The following is an 18,222-nucleotide window of genomic DNA, read 5'->3' on the forward strand; positions in this document are numbered from 1 at the left end:
GCCGGCACGCCGGTCGTGCATACCAGTTACGGAGGAAAGACCAGTGGAACTGCAGCGACTGAGAGTCGTCTTCCGCACGGCGTTGGAACTGCCCGACAACACCGCGGTGGACAGTCTCGAATATCGCGGGATCGAGAAGTGGGACTCACTCGCGCACATGTCCCTGGTGGCCGCGATCGAGGACGAGTTCGGTGTCATGTTGGACACCGACGAGGTCATTGATCTCAGTTCCTTCGACCGCGCTCGCCAGATCCTGGAGAAGCACGGTGTCGTCCTCACCGACTGATCCGCCGGCCCGCCGGGTGCTGGTCACCGGATCCACCCGGGGCATCGGTCTGGCCGTCGCCCGGCGGCTCGCCGAGCAGGGCTGCGTGGTCGCCGTGCACGGCCGGTCGCCCGGCTCCGCCGCCGAGGCGGTCGCCGTCCTGCCCGGTGGGCCGCACCTGGCGGTGCACGGCGACGTGGCCGACCCCGACCAGATCCGCGCCCTGACCCGCGTCCTGTTCGAGCGGTGGCGCGGCCTGGACGCCCTGGTCGTCAACGCCGGCGTGCACGCGGCGGGGCTGCTGGGCGGGGTGTCGGACGAGACCGTGACCAGGCTCTTCGCGGTGAACGCCGCCGGTGCGGCGCACACCCTGCAGCAGGGAGTCCGCCTGCTGCGCCGGGGCGAGCGCCCCGCGGTGGTGCTCACCGCCTCCCTGGTCGGCTCGGCCGGGGCCGCCGGCCAGACGGTCTACGCGGCCAGCAAGGCCGCGATCGAGGGGCTGACCCGGGCCGCCGCGAAGGAACTCGGTCCCGCCGGCATCCGGGTCAACGCGGTCGCGCCCGGCTTCATCCGCACCGATCTGCTCGCCGACCTGGACGACGCCGGCCGACAGGCCCGCGCCGCCGCCACCCCACTGCGCCGGCTCGGCGAGCCGGCCGAGGTGGCCGAGGTGGTCGCGTTCCTGCTCTCGCCGGCCGCGGCCTTCGTCACCGGCCAGGTGGTCGGGGTGGACGGCGGGTTGACGCTGTGAGCGACCTGCTGCACGCCGACGCCCGGCTGGTGGACGCAGGCACCGGACGGCAACTGGGTGGCCCGGACCTCGCCGCCCGGGTCGCCGACCTCGCGACGTCGCTCGACCGGGAACCTCCGGGCGTGGTCTTCGCCACCGTGCCCGCCGACATCGACGCCGTGGTGCGCGTCCTCGCCGCCTGGCAGGCGGGCCGCCCGGTGGCGCTGCTCGATCCACAGATCCCCGCGGCCACGCTGCGGGACCTGGTCGACCGGTTCCGCCCGGCCCTGCTGCTGACGCACCCGACATCGCCGGACGGCTACCGGGCGGCAGAGGTCGGGCCGGGCCCGGCCTGGCGGCGCACCGGGCCCTCCGGTCCCACCCCGCACCCCGACCTGGCGCTGCTGCTCACCACGTCGGGCTCGACGGGCAACCCCAAGCTGGTCCGGCTGTCCCGCTCGGCCGTGCGGGCCAACGCGGCGGCGATCGCCGCCGCGCTGGACCTCGACGGCGACGAGGTGGCGCCCACCACGCTGCCGCTGCACTACACCTACGGGCTCTCGGTGCTCACCAGCCACCTGCACGCCGGCGCCACCGTGCTGCTGGAACGCTCCGGCCTCACCTCCCGCGACTTCTGGTCCGCGGTCGACCGGCACCGGGTCACCTCGCTCGCCGCCGTGCCCTACCAGTACGAGATGCTGCGCCGGCTGCGCTTCGCGCCCGGCCGGTACGAGCGGCTGCGGACGCTCACCCAGGCCGGCGGCCGGCTGCACCCCGACCTGGTGACCGACTTCCACGGCCGGATGACCGAGGTCGAGGGCCGGTTCTTCGTGATGTACGGGCAGACCGAGGCGACCGCCCGGATGACCGTCCTGCCGTCCGACCGGCTGCCGGCGAAGCTCGGGTCGGTCGGCCTGGCCGTGCCCGGGGGCACAGTGTCGATCCGTACCGACGAGGGCGTGGAGACCACCGAGGCGGCCCGGGTGGGCGAGATCGTCTACCGCGGGCCGAACGTGATGATGGGCTACGCCGAGAGCGCCGCCGACCTGGCCCGCCCCGACGAGCTGGGCGGCACGCTGGCCACCGGCGACCTGGGGCGGCTGGACCCGGAGGGCTTCCTGTTCGTCACCGGCCGGATCAAGCGGATCGCCAAGGTGTTCGGCGTCCGGGTCAACCTCGACGACGTGGAACGGTCGCTCGGCCACCACGGTCCGCTCGCCGCGATCGCCGGGGCGGACCGGCTGGTGGTGGTGGCCGAGGGGGCCGACGCCGACCAGCTCGCCCGGATCCGCACCGAGGTCGCGGCGGCGCTGGGCACCCACTCGTCCGGCGTCCAGGTGCGCAGCGTCGACGCGCTGCCGCTGACGCCCGCCGGCAAGCCCGACTACCGCGCGCTGGAGGCACAGTGCTGACCGACGTGTTCACCCTCACCCAGCCGGAAAAGGAGGAACGGCTATGCGGCGAGCTGGTCGAGCTGCTCGGACACCACCGGCGCCACTGCCCGCCGTACGCCCGGATCCTGGACGCCCTCGACCAGGACGGTGAGCCGGCGACGCTGGCCGACCTGCCCTGGCTGCCGGTGCGGTTGTTCAAGACCCGCAAGCTGTCCAGCGTGCCCGACGACGAGGTGATCCGGGTGCTCACCTCCAGTGGCACCACCGGCGAGGTCAGCCGGATCCACCTGGACCGGGCGGCCGCGGCCACCCAGTCCCGGATGCTGGCCCGCACGCTCGGCACGGTGCTCGGACCGCGACGGCTGCCCATGGTCGTGGTGGACCGCTCCGGGGTGGTCGGCGACCGGCGCTCCTACTCCGCCCGCGGCGCGGGGGCGCTCGGCATGGTGAACTTCGGCCGTGACCACCTCTGGCTGCTCGACGCCGACGACCGGCCGGACGTGGCCGCCCTCAAGGAGTTCCTCGGCCGGCACGGGGACTCGCCGTTCCTCGTCTTCGGCTTCACGTTCATGGTCTGGCGATACCTCTACGAGGTGGCCCGCGACCATGGCCTCGACCTGTCCCAGGGGATCCTGGTGCACTCCGGCGGCTGGAAGAAGCTCGCCGACCAGGCCGTGGACAACGCGGAGTTCCGGCGCCGCCTCGGTGCGGACACCGGCCTGACCCGGATCCACAACTTCTACGGGATGGTCGAGCAGATCGGCACCGTCTTCCTGGAGGGGCCGGAGGGCGGCTCGCTCTACTGCCCGGACTTCGCCGACGTCATCGTCCGCGACCCGGTGACCTGGCGGGAGGCGCCGATCGGCACACCGGGCGTGATCGAGGTGCTGAGCACCCTGCCCACCTCGTACCCGGGCAACGTGCTGCTCACCGAGGACCTCGGGGTGGTGCACGGCGTCGACGACGGCCACTGGCCGGGCAAGCGGTTCAGCGTCCTGGGCCGGCTGCCCCGCGCCGAGGCCCGCGGTTGCAGCGACACCTACGTCGGAGGACGGTCATGACCGTACGGATGCGCTTCCCGGCGGGGCCGGAGCTGTCGGTGGACGAGTTGGTGCCGCCGCCCCCGGAGACGCCGCTGACGGTCGGTGACGAGCGGATCATGGACTTCCTGACCGCCGTGTCGCGCCGCCTGCTGACCCCGGCCCTGGCCCGGCGGCACCCGGAGCTCGGCTCGCTCGGCTTCTTCCTGCGCCGTCGGGAGCTGCTGCACGGGGTGGAGCGGCTGCGCGCCGGCCTCGACGAGCGGGTGCTGGCCTTTCCCCGGGGCGTGGTGTTCCACGTCCCACCGGCCAACGTGGACACCATCTTCGTCTACTCCTGGGCGCTGGCCGCGCTGGCCGGCAACATCAACGTCGTCCGGGTGTCGCCCCGGTCGGCGGCGGCCGCCGACGCGATACTCGAGGTGTTGAACGACAGCCTCGCCGAGGCGGACCCGGTCGTCGCCCGGACCCAGCGCATGGTCACCTACGGCCACGACGACGCGGTGACCGCCCGGCTCAGCGCCGACTGCGACGTCCGGGTCATCTGGGGCGGCGACCGGGCGGTGACGGCCGTCCGGCGGCACCCGTTGGCTCCGGCGGCCCGCGACCTCACCTTCCCGGACCGGTCGTCCTTCGCGGTGCTGGCGGTGGCCGGCTGGGAGGCCGCCCCGGTCGCCGCCCGGCGGGACGCCGTCGCGAAGTTCGCCAACGACGCCTACTGGTTCGACCAGGCGGCGTGCTCGTCGCCCCGGGCGGTGTTCCTGGTCGGCGACGCCGCGCGCGCGGACGCCGTCCGGGCCGAGTTCGTCGCGCTGCTCAGCGTCGCGGCCCGGGATCGGGGCTCGGACGTGGACGCGGCGATGGCGGTCGAGAAGCGGGTCGGGTCGTACGGCCTGGCCGCCGACGGGGGAGTGTCCCGCATGGCCTTCCCCGACAACCTGGTGGCGACGCTGGAACTGGACACGCCGGCCGCGGCGCCTCGGGAGTGGCTCGGCACCGGCACGTTCGGCTTCGTCACGATCGCGGAGCTGGCCGAGCTGGTGCCGTTCCTGCGCCGGCGGGACCAGACGCTGACCCACTTCGGGTTCGACCCGACCGAGCTGGTCGGATTCGCCCGGGAGCTGGGGGGCCGGGGCATCGACCGGATCGTGCCGTTCGGCGCGGCGCTCAATTTCGCCCCGGTCTGGGACGGCTACGACCTGCTGCGCGAGTTCGTCCGGCTGGTCAGCGTCGACGGCTGAGCGTTCGCCACGACACAACGGGCCCGGTCCCTCAGGACCGGGCCCGCCGTCGCGGATCAGGGCTCAGATCAGATCCCAGGCCAGCGGCGTACCGCGCGGCACGTCACTGCTGAAGGTGCGACCGAGAACCCGGTCGAGGTCGGCCGGGGGGAGCCCGCCCGCCGGCCGGATGGAGCGGACGTTGGCGGCGGTGACCGTGTCGCCGGCGCGCACGTCGGCGACCACGAACAGGGACCGGCGGAACCGCAGCCCCTCCCGCTCGGTCGGGGTCGGCCCGATCGTCGTGCCGCCCAGCGCCGCGAAGGCCCGCTCCGACTCGACGGTGAGCGCGGCCAGCTCGTCCGGCTCCAGCGAGAAGTCGGAGTCGACGCCGCCATCGGCCCGGCGCAGCGTCACGTGCTTCTCGATCAGGCAGGCGCCGAGCGCCACCGAGGCGACCGGCACGCCGATGCCCGGAGTGTGGTCGGAGAGCCCCACCGGAAGACCGAAGGCATCGGCCAGCACGGGCAGCCGGCGCAGGTTGCTGTCCTGCGGCGGCGCCGGGTAGGACGCGGTGCAGGCCAGCAGCACGATGCCGCCGGCGCCACCCTCTCGGGCCGCTCGCACGGCGGCGTCGATCTCACCCACGGTGGCCATGCCGGTCGAGATGACCATCGGCTTGCCGGTGCTGGCCACGAGCCGGATCAGCGGCAGGTCCACCAGCTCCGAAGAGGCGATCTTGTACGCCGGCGCGCCCAGCTCCTCCAGCAGCTCCACGGCGGTGTGGTCGAAGGGGGAGGAGAAGACGGTCAGGCCGTGCTGGCGGGCCCGCTCGAAGATCGGCGCGTGCCACTCGTACGGCGTGTGGGCCCGCTCGAAGAGCTGCCAGAGGCGCTCACCGCCCCACAGGTCGTGCCCGTCGGAGATCCGGAACGCCGGCGCGTCGACGTCGATGGTGATGGTGTCCGGCCGGTACGTCTGGAGTTTCAACGCGTGCGCACCGCTCGCGGCCACCGCGTCCACGATGGCCAGCGCCCGGTCCAGGCTGCCGTTGTGGTTGCCGGACATCTCCGCGACCACGAGCGGCCGCTCCCCGACGCCGACCACGTGCGGTCCGATCTTGATTGTCATGTTCCTCTGCTCATTTCCGTCCACACCACCTGGTGCGGTCTGCCGTCGACGTCCTGCTCGTACTGCCGGACGACGCGAAATCCGAAGCGCCGGTGCAGGGCCAGCACCGGCCGGTTGGTGGTCAGCGTCTCGCCGCCGAGCGTCCGTGCCCCGAGGACGTCGAAGGCGTACGCGATCCCGGCCCGCTCCAACGACAGCCACGCCGGCAACAGCCCGTCCCGCGGGTCCAGCCCGGCGATGTCCAGGTAGAACCCCCAGGTGAGGGCCCGCTCGGGCGAGGTGACGCCGGAGAAGGTGACCACCCCGGACGGGACACCCTCGTGCAGGTGCACCAGCACCCGCCGGTCGGGGTCCGCGCGGACCCGCGCCCACCAGGCGGTGTGCTCCGCCAGGCTGATCTCGTGCCGGGTGAGGCTCACCGCGCGCACCTGCGGGTGGTTGCGCCAGCGCAGCATCAGGTGCAGGTCGCCGTCGTCGGCCGGGCGCAGCAATGCCATCATCCGCGTCCCGCCAGCGCACGCGGCCGCTTCGGCGCCGCCACCGGATCGCCCGCCGGCGCGCCCTCGGCGGGCGCGTCGGACGACGTTCCGACCCGGGCGCCCCGCACCCGGCCGGCCACCCGGTGGGCCTGGCGCAGCGCCGCGTACGCGAGGTAGTCGTTCCGTCCGACCAGGCGGTGCTTGAGGCCGGCCACCCCGTCCGGCATGGGGTAGCCGCCGGCCGGCAGGTAGCGGCGGTAGTGCTGGGCGACCCGGCGGAAGAAGGCGCGCCGCAGGTGCGGATGCAGCCGGTCGTCGTTGCCCGCCACCACCAGGTAGTGGTTCACCATCAGCTGGAACAGCTCGGCCCGGAGCCGCTCGTCGGGGTGCCGGCGCCCCACCCACTCCATCAGTCGCTCGTACTGGTCGAAGGCGTCGAAGTGCCGGCCGCTGCGGGTGGAGGTGATGGCGCCGAGCCGGCCTCGGCGGTACAGGTAGCAGACCCGGTCCAGCACCGAGATCCGCTCGGCGCCGATCAGCAGCGGGTGGCTGAACGGGATGTCCTCGTACCAGCCGGGGTGAAAGCGCAGCTCCAGCTCGTCGAGGAAGGCGCGACGGACGACCTTGTTCCACGCGGTGTGCTGCACCCGCAGCAGCTGCGGCTGCTCGGCGAGGCGGACCGCGCCGGTCACGCCGCGCATCAGGTGGCTGCTCGCGTCGACCTCGCGCCGGCCGTCCTCGTGCACCCGGAGGTGGTCGAGCATCAGCACGTCGGGCTCGTGCTGGCGCAGCCGGTCGAGCACCGCGGAAATCGTCCCGGGCGGCAGCCAGTCGTCGCTGTCGACGAACCAGACGTACCGCCCGGTGGCCACGTCGAGACCGGCGTTGCGGGCCAGCCCCAGGCCCACGTTGTCGGTCAGGTGCACGACGCGTACGTCGGCGCGACCCGCGGCGTACGCGCGCAGCATCGCGGGGCAGCCGTCGGGGGAGGCGTCGTCGACGGCGATCAGCTCGACCGCCCCCGCCTCGTCCGCCGGGATGTCGGCCCGGATCGACTCCAGGCACTGGTACAGGTACGCCTCGACGCCGTAGACCGGCACGACGATACTCAGCAGCGGGGCGTGCGTCGGCTCGAAGACCACCCCGCCACCATTGACGACGCGGATGGACGGCCTCGGAACCTCACGTGGCGCGGGAGCGTGGGCCGCCTGAACAGCCGTCCAGCACGGGGTTAACGGTTGAGGATCCGGCGCACCGGCCCGGGCAGGGCCCGCCCGACCCGGGCCCGCAGCCGCTTCTCCCCCAACGTGGCGAGGTCGCGCCGCAGCTCACCGTTGCGGTCGTGCAGCCACTGCACCCGGGCCAGCAGCTCCTCCGTCGCGGTGGCGGCGGCCGGGCGTACGGCGGGCGGGAAGGCGGTGGCCCGGACCTGCGCGTCGAAGCGACCGGCGCTGTCGCCGTCGGCGAACGAGTTGCCGAGATCGTGCTTGGCCAGGAAGGAGAGCATGGTGTTGTACCGGGCCTTGTGACCGTTGTTCATCGCCGTGTAGTCGGCCTCCTCGTACAGGTCGGCGGCGTCGACGTCGGCCGGCACGTCCTTCATCACCCGGTGCGGGATGTCGAAGTAGCGGGCCAGTTCCAGGGTGCGCGAATCGTGTGCGAACAGGTACCCGGGCGTCCCGGCGACCAGCGCCGTGATGGTGCCGTGGATGCGGGTGCCGAAGGCGAAGTCGAAGCCGGCGAGGTAGTCCATCCAGGTCCACGGGTCGAGGAACATCCGCACCTTGTCCTCGGTGAACAGCGGGTGCGAGGCGTGGATCGGGATGGTGCTGGTCTTCCCCCGGTCCTCCGGGGCGTCGCCGTAGAGCAGGGTGCCCAGGGTCTTCAGGTCCTGCGGGAGGTAGCGCAGGTTGGGGTAGCGCCGCTGGTGCGAAGCGATGATCTTTCCCATGGACTTCACGTACGGCGAGACGGTCAGGGCGACCCGGTCGTTCGGCTCCAGCGCCGCCTTGCCCTTCTCCACCCCGAGGGTGTCGCCGTGGAGGAACATCGACGGGCAGCCGATCACGTCGACCGCCGAGAAGCCCAACGTCCGCAGGTAGCCCTCGGTGATCTCGCCCCGGACGCCGATGCTATGCGAGCGGTTGAGCACCGCCCGGACGAACCGGCTGACCACACCGTCGATCGGGCGCAGGTACTCCCGGTCGCCCGCGACATTGGTCTGTACGCCCACCCCCAGCACCACCACCGGGATCTTCAACCGCTCGACCAGCTTGGTCATCGCCTCGATGCGGTGCGCGTAACTGCGGCGGAACGCGTTGGCCAGCGGGATGACGTAGACGTCGTACTGCTCGTTGATGCGGTCGACGTCGCGTAGGTCGACCTTGAAGCCGGTCGAGGTGATCTCGGCCGTGCTGGTACGCAGGATCTTGTGCGCGGCGTGGCTGAAGACCAGGTTGCCGTTGTTCTCGCCGATCCAGTTGCCCTGAAACGTCTCCTCCGGGGAGTAGACGTCGAAGGGGCCCTTCTTCGCCCGCATCAGAATCCGCTGGTGCATGGGGCTCCACCTCTCGTCTGCTGGCGCCCGGGCACAGCACCGCCCAGGCCTGGACAGGCGGGCGAGCCGTCACCTCCGGTCCCGGAATATTAGGACACGCGTCAGCCGGAACATACGCAGGCGTCACCATCGGCGAGGTGACGGGTGCCGACCGCCGCCGGTAAGGTGCCCGGTCGGGGCGGTACCGGGACCGCCGACGCCGGGTCGGCTCCCGTCCTGCCGCGCCAGCGGAGCGCGACAGCCGACACCGAGCGCCGATCGGCGTACGCCGACCGCTGAGCGGCCCGCCGCTCGACGTCCACGACGAGCGTCCGCGCTGGTCAGATCCGGCGGCGCGGCGGTATCCGACACGCCCGGCGTCGATGCGCCCGGACGGCACCGGCGGTAGCGTGGGGGCGTGCCTCCCGTCGCGCTCACCTGTCCGCTGTGGTGGGTGGCGCGCTGGGCGACGCGGATACTGACCAGCCTCGCCGTGGTCGCCGCCCTGGCCCTCGGCTCGGGCGCGTCACCCGCGTCGGCCGCCCCGCCCGCCTCGGCCGTCCCGCTGCCCACCTCGGTGGTGTCCTCGGGCTCTCCGTCGTCCGGATGGGTCGCCCCCACGGGCGCCGCCGATCTCGCGGCTCCGGTCGCTGTCGACCACGCCGCCCCGCCGATCTCGCCGGACGCGCCCCCGGCGGCGCCCGCCGTCGAGGCCGCCGTGCCGGCGGAGGCCGGCGCCTCCGCGGTCGGGACCGGTCCGCGGCGATCGCCGCGCACCGCCGATCCGGCCACCCGGGCGTCCCGGGCCCCGCCGAGGCTCTGAGCCACCGGGACGACGTCCCGTCACCACGCCTGTCGATCACGTACCTCCGCACACCCCGCCCGTCGGCCCGTGGCCCGCCACGGTGATCCCGGCCCGGGTCGGCCGTGCGGCTCCCCACCGCAGCGATCTTCCCCCCGAGGTGCCGTTCATGGAGACCGTCCTCTACCGGTTCCTGACCGAGGTTCCGCAGGCCGCCGCCATCTGGTCGGCACTGTTCCTGTTGGCCCTGACCGTGCTCACCGTGCTGATCGCCCGCCCCGAGCGGGACCGGCCGACCGTCGAGGAGTCCCCGGCGCCCACGGCCCGGGAACTGGCCGCCGTCGAGGCGGCGGACCTGCACCGGTACGCCGAGGAGGTGGCCGTCGCCGCCGCCGGCGCGGCGCAGACCGCCCGCCGACGTCGCGCCGACTGGCTGGCCGCGCAGGAGGCGGCCGAGCGGGCCTGGGCCGGGTACGAGGAGGCGGACCGCGCCGCCCGCCGCTTCGCCGGCGCCGGTTCGCTGCCCACCCCGCGCACGCCGCGCTCCCCGACGGAGTACGCCGCCCGGGAGCGTTACCTGCACCGCGCGGCGATGGCGGCGCACTGGCGCGGCGACCTGTCGATGCGTCAGCTCACTGACGTTTTCGCACACCGCAACGGCTGGGATCCCCGACGGCACCCGGTCGAGCAGGAGGTGCTGCTGAGCCGCGCTGTCCGGGACGGCAGGTGGGTCGAGCACCGGGCCGCCGCCGAGCGCGAACGATCCACCTGGCGGGATGCGGAACTGGCCGCCGAGGCGGCCCGCACGCTCGCCGAGGAGGCGTACGCGGCGGCGGCCCGGTTGCGGCCGATCCGGGTGCCGGTCCGACCGGCGGTGACCGCGGCGGCCCGTCCGGCGACCGCGGCGCGCTGGCGCCCGGCGCGGGTGGGCTGACCGGAAATGCCCGACCGGGCGCGTGAGCCCGGTCACACCGGCGCCGGATCGGGCAGCTGGAACGGTCGGGCACAATGTTCGCGCAAATGCGGCGGCATTCTCGACGGCCTGTCCGGTTGTCGACCGGAGGCGACACCGTAACCGGTTGTCCCATCGAGTCACGTCAGTGGCAATACGCGCAGAAATTGGCGCATGATTTCAGGTTTACGCAGGTGAACCTGGCTTGGCAGGGCCTGAGCCGGCCAGTAGTGTCGTCCCGTCCGGTGCGGTAACCGTTCGCAAGAGGCGACGCCGCGCCGACCCGCTCAATCGTGATCAACGAACCGGGGACCCATCAGTAAGTCCGGGGTGAATCCGCGAGCCACGGCCCGCGGTAGGGCGATCTTCCCGCCCGAATCCGTCAGCTAACCCGGTAGGCGGTGTCGGAAGGAGTTCCATCCTCGTGCAGCACCTCTCCACCCCTCGGTTGTTTCCCCGCCTCCACGGCGCCGCGGTGCCCCCGCTCATCCGTCCGGTGAGCTGACCCCCCGGGTCACCGCCTCTTCCGCCCGGCCACGCCGGGCACACCCCTGAGCGGTTCACCACCCGCGGACCACGGTCCGCGCGCTGGCGCCTGTCCGGATACCGGTCCGGCCCGGTGTGCCGCTCTCCCCTCGATCCGTGGAGGACCCCGTGAAGCACACCCTGAAGCGTCAGCTCCGTCGTCTCGCCACCGAGCGCCCCTACCAGATCGTCGCCGCCTCCGCCGCGGCCCTGGCGCTCGCGACCACCACCGGCGCCCTGATCGCCGGCACCGACGACGCCCCGGCCAGCCAGCACACCGCGACCACGGTCGCCGAGATGCGCAGCGACACCGTCGCCTCCCGCGGCGAGGCTCGCGTCGCGGCCCCCTCGGCCAGCACCTCGCCGAGCACCGCCACCCCGACGGCCAGCGCCGCGTCGCCCGCCGCCAAGGCCACCGGCAACCCGGACCTGACCCGTAAGCCGGCGCCGAAGCCGCCCGCGACCAAGGTGCTCGACTACGACTACCAGGCGCAGAACACGTACTACAACTGTGGCCCGGCGGCCACCCGCAACGCGCTCAGCGCCACCGGGATCGACCGCACCCAGGACGAGCTCGGCGTCGAGCTGGGCACCACCGAGATGGGCACCAACTCGGCCCTGGACACCACCCGGGTGCTCAACGCCGAGGTGAAGGGCTCCCCGTACCGGACCCGGATGTTCACCGGCGCGCCCAGCCCGGCCCAGATGGACCGGCTCCAGGCCGACGTGGTCACGGCGATCACCGCCGGCCGAGGCGTGGTGGCCAACGTCGTCGGCGACGCCACCGACACCGATGGTGGCTGGCACTCCTACGGCGGCGGGCACTACATCGCCGTGGTGGGTTACAAGGACAACGGCCGGACCGTGCGGATCGCCGACTCGGCGAACGCCGCCGACCCGTCGTACTGGATCACCACGATCGACCTGGCGAACTGGATCGCCACTCGGGGTTACTCCGCCTGACCCGGGCGCAGCCGCCGCGGGCGCCGTCCCCCACAAGGGGCCGGCGCCCGCGGCGTTTTCTCACGTGGTCGGCGGCCGGTGAAGCCGTACCGCGCGAGGTGGTTCGCCGTCGTCCCGCCGACGAGGCCTCTCGTACCCGCCGGCGAACCGTGGGAGACTGCGGCCGTGGTGGATGAATCGGGTGGTCACACCGGCCGCGGGCCGGTCCTGCTGCTGCTGCACGGAATGGGGGCGACCGGCGACGTCTGGCTGCCCTGGGCGCCGCTGCTGGAGCAGCACTGGCCGGGGCGGTGGCTGGCACCGGACCTCGCCGGTCACGGCTGGTCGGCGCCGCTGCCGTCGTACTCCTTCGCCGGGTTCGCCGAGCGGATCGCCCACGGCCTCGCCCCCGACGACCGGATCGTCGTGCTCGGGCACTCGCTGGGCGGGGTGGTCGGCCTGGCGCTGGCCGCCCGCGCCGCCGGATCGCCGGTGGACGCGGTGGTCGGGCTGGGCATCAAGGCCGTCTGGTCACCCGACGAGCTGACCCGCGCCGCCGAACTCGCGACCCGCCCGATCAGCTGGTTCGCCAGCCGCAGCGAGGCGGCCCGTCGCTACCTGCGCGTCTCCGGGCTCGCCGGTCTGCTCCCGCCGGACCACCCGGTGGTGGACGCCGGGCTGCGCCAGGTCGACGGCCGGTGGCGGCTCGCGATGGATCCGGCCGCGTTCGACGTCGGCGATCCCGACCTCGCCGCGCTGGTGGCGGCGACCGACGTGCCGGTGGTGCTGGCCCGCGGCGAGCAGGACCCGATGGTCACCGACGCGCAGCTCAAGGAGTTCGGCGTACCGGTCGTCACCCTGCCCGGGCTCGGGCACAACGCGCACGTGGAGAACCCGGGGGCGGTGCTGGCGCTGCTGGACGCATACCGCTGAGCCGTCCGGCGGCGGCCCTAGACCGGTGCGGAGGCGGCGAGGGTCTTCGCCGGCGCCAACTCCCGGCGGGCGGCGGTCAGGAACGCCTCGGCGTACGACTCGACGGGGAAGTCACCCAGGTAGCGACGGCGGGTGACCCAGCGCTTCTCGGCCGCCGGATCGGTGTCCAGCAGTGCGGTCAGCACCTCGTCCACATTCGACATGTCCCGGCGCAGCACGTAGCCCGCCCCGGACAGCGGGAAGTTCTCCACGAAGTGCCCGCCCTCGTCGCCCATGTCGGTGACGGCGTACGGCTTGCCGGAGTAGAGGTAGTCCGAGATCACCCCGGAGACGTCGGAGACCAGCGCGTCGGACCGGTTGACGCACTCGGTCAGGCTCAGCTTCCGGGCCGCCGCGCCGACCACGTGCTGCCGCCCGGTGCGGGCCCGGTGGGCGAGCAGAAGCTCGGTCAACCGGCCGAGCTGCCGGGCCGAGGCCGGGTTCTGCGCGGTGTACGGGTGAGCCCGCAGGATCACCGTCGCGCCGCGCTCCAGCAGCCGGCGCAACAGGTCCTCGGCGACCGGCAGCGAACAGTAGTCGGCGTCGGCGTGGTGACCGGTCCAGGTCGGGGTGTAGAGCACGGTGGGGTGCGCCAGGCCGCGGACGGGCTCCGGGCGTACCTCGATCGACTCGACCTGCGGGCGACCCACCACCACGAACTTCTCCGCCGGGATCTGCACCCCGGCGCGGGCGTACCGGTCGATCGCCGCAGGGCCGGCCACGAAGATCCGGTCGAAGATCCCCGACACCGGGTTGGCGCTGGGCGCCTTGTCGCTGTCGCCGTGGTGCAGCTGCACGTGGCTGAGCTGGGTGAACCGGATGCAGTGGCTGTTCTTCGCGCCGTGGTTGACGTAGAACGCCGCTCGCAGGCTCGGAACCAGCGCCTCGTCCAACGCCCGCAGGGTGGGGCAGTAGACCACCGGTGCGCTGGTGGCGGCGGAGATCGGCGCCAGGAAATCGGGCTCGCGCAGCACGACCATGAACGGCCGGCCGATCCGCTCCAGGTACGGCAGCCACATGGTGACCTGGTACTCCGAGCCGGGCGGTGCGGAGAAGTAGAGCAGGAACTCCGGCTGGTGCCGGCGCAGCGCGCGGGCCACCGCCCCACCGCCGGCGGCTGGCCGGAAGCGACGCCGGGCCAGGTCCAGTGCGACCGCTCCGGCGCAGGCGCCCACCAGCAGGCTGGCGACCAGCGCCACGGCGGCGGGCAGTGCCACCGCGGCGGCGAGAGTCACCGCGCCGAGCAGCCCGAGCAGGGCGGTGCCGAGCTGGTCGGCGATCAGCGGCGTCCAGGCCCGCACGGGCAGGTTGGCCACCCGGATCTCCAGGTTGCCGGCGGTCCGCAGCGGCCCCACCAGCAGCACCAGCCCCAGCAGGACCAGCGCGGTGGCGACGAGCGCCGGGTCGAGCCCGTCGTCCAGCCGCCGGGAGTATCCGACCAGGACGGCGGCGCCGATCAGCGCCGTCTCGGCGACGAGGTCAGCGCCGGGTCGGATCCGCTGCTCGGCGGCCGCCGCGACCAGTGCGGCGACGGCCAGCGCCAACCCCCATCCGGTGGCGCCGGTCAGCGCCACCACGACGAAGGCCAGCACGGCCAGGCCGGTGCTCAGGCACCGGGCGGCCAGCTTTCGGACCAGATCACCACGCATGTCGCTCCGTTCGCTGCCGTCCCGGGTCCGTCGCCGTCAGTCAGCTCACGGAGGCCGCACCGGCCGGCGAACCGACCTGACCCGACCCGGACTGGGCCGGCACGGTCGGGGAGGGACCGTCGCCGGGCGCCCGGCGTACGTCGATCACCTGGCCGGTCAGGTCGGAGATCAGCACGTCGAGCGAGGACTGGGCGACGGCCTCCGCGGCGAGCAGGGTGTGCTCCGGCTCCTCGCCGAAGGCCCGCGTCCGCATCGGGGTGGCGGTCCGCTCCGGGTTGATGCAGTTGACCCGTACGCCGACGTCGGCCCACTCGTCGGCCAGTGCCTGGGTGAGGTTGACCAGGGCGGCCTTGGTGGCGGAGTAGAGCGCGTAGCGGGCCCGCCCCCGGGTGTACGAGCTGGAGGTGTAGAGCAGCAGCTGGCCCTTGGTCTGCTGGAGGTACGGCAGGGACTGCCGGGCGATGGTCACCGGGCCGACGAAGTTGACCTGGAGCAGCCGGTCCATCGTCTCCTCGTCCATCTCGGCGAGGGCGCCCTTCTCCAGGATCCCGGCGGTGACCACCACGTGGTCGATCCGGCCGGTGGCCTCGAACGCGGTCTTCAGCGCGGCCTCGACGTCCTCGGCCCGCTCCACGTGCGTGCCGGTGGTGGAGCGGCTGAACGGGAAGACCTGGGCGCCGAGGCGACGCGCCAGCTCGGTCAGCTCGTGGCCGATGCCGTAGCTGCCGCCGAACACGACGATGGTGCGGCCGGTCAGCTCCTCGGTGTAGCTGCGGTGGTCGGTCAGCCGGGGCGCCTGCGCGGCGGCGAGCTGGAAGAGCTTGTCCGCCAGGTGCACGTCGACCGGGTGGGTGACCTTGATGTTCTCGTCCGAGCCGTCGATCACCTTGATCGGCGTGCCCGGCAGGTAACGCAGCACCACGCCGCAGTCGTCGGTGGCGGCGAAGTCCGGGTCACCCTCGGCGATCCGGTACGCCTCGCGGATGGTGGGGGAGCGGAACGCCTGCGGGGTCTGCCCGCGGCGCAGCCGGGCGCGCACCGGGATGTCGGTGATGCAGTCGTTCTCGTCCACCTGGATGATCGTGTCGGCGGACGGGATGGCCACGTCCACGGCGTCGTAGGTCCAGAGCGCGTTGACGCACTCGCGCACGATCCGGCCGCTGAGCAGCGGGCGCACCGCGTCGTGGAAGAGGATGTTGCAGTCCGCCGGGCCGACCGCGTCCAGCGCGATCCGGGTGGTCGCGTTACGGGTCTCGCCGCCCTCGATCACCTTGGTGACCTTGCGCAGGCCGGCCTTCTCGACGATCTGCCGGGCGTCCTCGACGTGCCCGGTGGCCATCAGCACGATGATCTCGTCGATCTCCGGCGCGGCCTCGAAGACCGCCAGGGTGTGCTCGATGATCGGCTTACCGGCGATCTTCAGCAGCTGCTTCGGGATGCCGAGGCCCAGTCGGGTCCCGGTGCCGCCGGCCAGCACCACGGCCACCGTCCGTGAGGGCCGCCAGGGTGCCGGGGTCTCCGGTGTGGCGTCCGGGCCAGTGGTCTGGTCCTGCGTCATTGCCGGATCCTCACTCTCTGGGATGCGTTAACGGAAGGTTCCGCCCGGGCGGCGACGGAATGAACCTTAACGCGCGAACCGCGTCGCCCCAACGCGGGCGACGCGGGTTCATGGCGCCATGTCGATGCCGAGGTTCGCCGGCACTCTACTTGCTGTTGGCGTACGCCTCGTATGCCCGGATCACCTCGTTGGTGGGCCCGTCCATCCGCAGGACGCCGGATTCCAGCCAGATGGTCCGTTCGCAGGTGTCCCGTACCGAGGAGAGCTGGTGGCTGACCAGGAACACCGTTCCGGCACCCTCGCGCAGCTCCCGCACCCGCTGCTCGCTGCGCTTGCGGAAACCCTTGTCGCCGGTGGCGAGCGCCTCGTCGATGAGCAGCACGTCGTGCTTCTTGGCGGCGGCGATGGAGAACCGCAGCCGGGCCGCCATGCCGGACGAGTACGTGCGCATCGGCAGGCTGGCGAAGTCGCCCCGCTCGTTGATCCCGGAGAAGTCGATGATCCCCGCGGCCTGCTCGGCCACCTCGTCGGGGTGCATCCCCATCGCCAGGCAACCGAGGGTGACGTTGCGCTCACCCGAAAGGTCGTTGAGCAGGGCCGCGTTCACGCCCAGCAGCGAGGGCTGCCCCTGGGTGTGGATCGCGCCCCGGTTGACCGGCAGCAGGCCGGCGATGGCCCGCAGCAGGGTGGACTTGCCGGAGCCGTTGCTGCCGATCAGCCCGATCGCCTCGCCCCGGTACGCGGTGAACGAGACCCCCTTCACCGCGTGCACCTCCCGTACGTTCGGCGCGGACGTGCGCTTGACCAGCCGGCGCAGCGCGGCCACCGGCGTGGTGCCGCCGGCGGCACCCTTGTGCACCCGGTAGATGATGTGCGCGTCGTCGACCACCACGGTGGGGATCCGTTCCTGCGCCAGCACGGGCAGGGAGACGGTCGCCTCGTCGGTGGCATGCATTTGATCAACCACGGCCGTACTCCTGTTCGCCGCGCCAGAAGTAGATGTAGCCGCCGATCCCGCCCACCAGCGCCCAACCCGCCGCGACCAGCCAGAGCTGGGTCAGCGACTCGTTGAGCAGTGGCGGCTGATCGAGCAGCGCGTAGCGGGCCAGCTCGATGTAGACCAGCAGCGGGTTGTACTGGACCAGCGTGGTCGCCCAGCCGGGCAGCCGCTCGAAGAGGCTGACGCTGTAGAGGACGCCGGAGCCGTACATCCAGGTGCGCATGATGAACGGCATGACCTGCTTCAGGTCGCTCGCCTTGGCGCCCATCCGGGCCACGAACAGCACCACGCCGGCGTTGAACACCGCCTGCAGCAGCAGGGCCGGCACCAGCATCAGCCACTTCAGGGTGAGCGGCTCGCCGGTGACCAGCACGATGCCGATCAGGACCAGCATCGAGGCGAGCAGTTGCTGGAACTGGGTCACCGTGGTGGACAGCGGCAGGCTGGCCCGGGGGAAGTGCAGGGCCCGGATCAGCCCCAGGTTGCCGCTGATCGACTGGGTGCCGGCCAGCACCGCGCTCTGGGTGAAGTTGAAGATGAACAGGCCGGTGGTCAGGTAGCCGATGAAGTTCGGGATCTTGTCCTGCTCCAGCACCACCCCGAAGATCAGGTAGTAGACCGCGGCGTTGGTCAGCGGGGTGAGCACCTGCCAGAGCTGGCCCAGCCTGGCGTTGCTGTACGAGGCGACCAGCTTGGCGTTGGCGTACGCGGCGATGAAGTGCCGGTAGGCCCACAGTCGGCGGCTGTACTCGACGAGGGTGGGTCGCTCACCAGCGACCCGGAGCCCGTGCCGAGCGGCCAGCTGCGCCTGGGTCAGGCCCGTGTCAGGGTCGACCAGCGCGGTGGTGGCCATGAAAGGGGCACTCCGATCTTTCGTGCCGACGGGTTGCTCGCGACGATGGAATCCTAGTGGGAGCTGTGCGCGGAGCGCCGCCTCGTCGCTGCGTGGACAGTAGTCCGAAACACGTCGGGACGCAACCGTACCGTCGTTGCGCTACTCTGGTCGTCGTGACCTGCGAGAAGAGTC

Annotated in this window: 17 protein-coding genes and 1 riboswitch; of the genes, 9 read left to right on the forward strand and 8 right to left on the reverse strand. The window is 72.7% G+C overall.

Annotated elements, in window-relative coordinates; all coding sequences use genetic code 11:
* Positions 1-43: 43 nt before the first annotated feature.
* The 5 genes from ACWD5O_RS04690 to ACWD5O_RS04710 are packed head-to-tail and all read left to right on the forward strand — an operon-like array spanning position 44 to position 4,670.
* Entirely contained in the window at positions 44-286 is a 243-nt protein-coding gene (locus tag ACWD5O_RS04690) for an acyl carrier protein (protein WP_450084591.1), read from the forward strand.
* Positions 267-1,016, forward strand: coding sequence for an SDR family NAD(P)-dependent oxidoreductase (locus ACWD5O_RS04695; protein WP_354965966.1), 750 nt, complete (start codon positions 267-269; stop codon positions 1,014-1,016). The genes ACWD5O_RS04690 and ACWD5O_RS04695 overlap by 20 nt, the downstream gene beginning before the upstream one ends.
* On the forward strand, positions 1,013-2,407 hold the full coding sequence (locus ACWD5O_RS04700) for an AMP-binding protein (RefSeq protein ID WP_354965965.1): 1,395 nt from the start codon (positions 1,013-1,015) through the stop codon (positions 2,405-2,407). Before ACWD5O_RS04695 ends, ACWD5O_RS04700 begins: the two co-directional genes overlap by 4 nt.
* The gene (locus tag ACWD5O_RS04705) at positions 2,401-3,450 is read left to right on the forward strand and encodes a LuxE/PaaK family acyltransferase (RefSeq protein ID WP_450084592.1); all 1,050 of its coding nucleotides are present in this window, start codon (positions 2,401-2,403) and stop codon (positions 3,448-3,450) included. The genes ACWD5O_RS04700 and ACWD5O_RS04705 overlap by 7 nt, the downstream gene beginning before the upstream one ends.
* Entirely contained in the window at positions 3,447-4,670 is a 1,224-nt protein-coding gene (locus tag ACWD5O_RS04710) for an acyl-CoA reductase (RefSeq protein WP_450084593.1), read from the forward strand. The genes ACWD5O_RS04705 and ACWD5O_RS04710 overlap by 4 nt, the downstream gene beginning before the upstream one ends.
* A 63-nt stretch (positions 4,671-4,733) precedes the next feature.
* Here ACWD5O_RS04710 and pseI read toward each other — a convergent pair whose 3' ends face one another.
* From pseI to ACWD5O_RS04730, 4 genes are all read right to left on the reverse strand, one after another.
* Entirely contained in the window at positions 4,734-5,780 is a 1,047-nt protein-coding gene (gene pseI / locus ACWD5O_RS04715; RefSeq protein ID WP_354965962.1) for a pseudaminic acid synthase, read from the reverse strand.
* Positions 5,777-6,280 carry a GNAT family N-acetyltransferase gene (locus tag ACWD5O_RS04720; protein ID WP_450084594.1) on the reverse strand — a complete coding sequence of 168 codons (504 nt, stop codon included), beginning with the start codon at positions 6,278-6,280 and terminating at the stop codon, positions 5,777-5,779. Before ACWD5O_RS04720 ends, pseI begins: the two co-directional genes overlap by 4 nt.
* On the reverse strand, positions 6,277-7,401 hold the full coding sequence (locus ACWD5O_RS04725) for a glycosyltransferase family 2 protein (RefSeq protein WP_450084595.1): 1,125 nt from the start codon (positions 7,399-7,401) through the stop codon (positions 6,277-6,279). The genes ACWD5O_RS04720 and ACWD5O_RS04725 overlap by 4 nt, the downstream gene beginning before the upstream one ends.
* A gap of 89 nt (positions 7,402-7,490) precedes the next feature.
* Positions 7,491-8,816, reverse strand: coding sequence for a polysaccharide pyruvyl transferase family protein (locus ACWD5O_RS04730; protein ID WP_450084596.1), 1,326 nt, complete (start codon positions 8,814-8,816; stop codon positions 7,491-7,493).
* A 397-nt stretch (positions 8,817-9,213) separates the two neighbouring features.
* On the opposite strand from ACWD5O_RS04730, the gene ACWD5O_RS04735 reads away from it, so the two are divergent.
* From ACWD5O_RS04735 to ACWD5O_RS04750, 4 genes are all read left to right on the forward strand, one after another.
* The gene (locus ACWD5O_RS04735; protein WP_450084597.1) at positions 9,214-9,618 is read left to right on the forward strand and encodes a hypothetical protein; all 405 of its coding nucleotides are present in this window, start codon (positions 9,214-9,216) and stop codon (positions 9,616-9,618) included.
* A 148-nt stretch (positions 9,619-9,766) separates the two neighbouring features.
* Positions 9,767-10,531 carry a hypothetical protein gene (locus ACWD5O_RS04740; protein ID WP_450084598.1) on the forward strand — a complete coding sequence of 255 codons (765 nt, stop codon included), beginning with the start codon at positions 9,767-9,769 and terminating at the stop codon, positions 10,529-10,531.
* A 292-nt stretch (positions 10,532-10,823) separates the two neighbouring features.
* Positions 10,824-10,965: riboswitch (cyclic di-AMP (ydaO/yuaA leader) on the forward strand.
* 226 nt (positions 10,966-11,191) lie between these two features.
* Entirely contained in the window at positions 11,192-12,037 is an 846-nt protein-coding gene (locus ACWD5O_RS04745; RefSeq protein ID WP_450084599.1) for a C39 family peptidase, read from the forward strand.
* A gap of 165 nt (positions 12,038-12,202) precedes the next feature.
* On the forward strand, positions 12,203-12,949 hold the full coding sequence (locus ACWD5O_RS04750) for an alpha/beta fold hydrolase (protein ID WP_450084600.1): 747 nt from the start codon (positions 12,203-12,205) through the stop codon (positions 12,947-12,949).
* A gap of 17 nt (positions 12,950-12,966) precedes the next feature.
* Here ACWD5O_RS04750 and ACWD5O_RS04755 read toward each other — a convergent pair whose 3' ends face one another.
* The 4 genes from ACWD5O_RS04755 to ACWD5O_RS04770 all read right to left on the reverse strand — a co-directional run bounded on the left by ACWD5O_RS04755 (position 12,967) and on the right by ACWD5O_RS04770 (position 18,048).
* Positions 12,967-14,637: a CDP-glycerol glycerophosphotransferase family protein gene (locus tag ACWD5O_RS04755; protein WP_450084601.1), complete on the reverse strand. Its 1,671-nt coding sequence runs from the start codon at positions 14,635-14,637 to the stop codon at positions 12,967-12,969.
* 40 nt (positions 14,638-14,677) lie between these two features.
* A complete protein-coding gene (locus ACWD5O_RS04760) occupies positions 14,678-16,195 on the reverse strand; it encodes a D-ribitol-5-phosphate cytidylyltransferase (protein ID WP_450084602.1) in 1,518 nt (505 codons plus the stop codon).
* Positions 16,196-16,340: 145 nt separating this feature from the next.
* Positions 16,341-17,150 (reverse strand): ABC transporter ATP-binding protein, encoded by an 810-nt coding sequence (locus ACWD5O_RS04765; protein ID WP_450084603.1) that lies wholly within the window; start codon positions 17,148-17,150, stop codon positions 16,341-16,343.
* 4 nt (positions 17,151-17,154) lie between these two features.
* Positions 17,155-18,048: an ABC transporter permease gene (locus tag ACWD5O_RS04770; RefSeq protein ID WP_354965952.1), complete on the reverse strand. Its 894-nt coding sequence runs from the start codon at positions 18,046-18,048 to the stop codon at positions 17,155-17,157.
* Between the last annotated feature and the right edge of the window lie 174 nt (positions 18,049-18,222).

It is taken from the genome of Micromonospora sp. NPDC005161 (genome assembly GCF_053599855.1).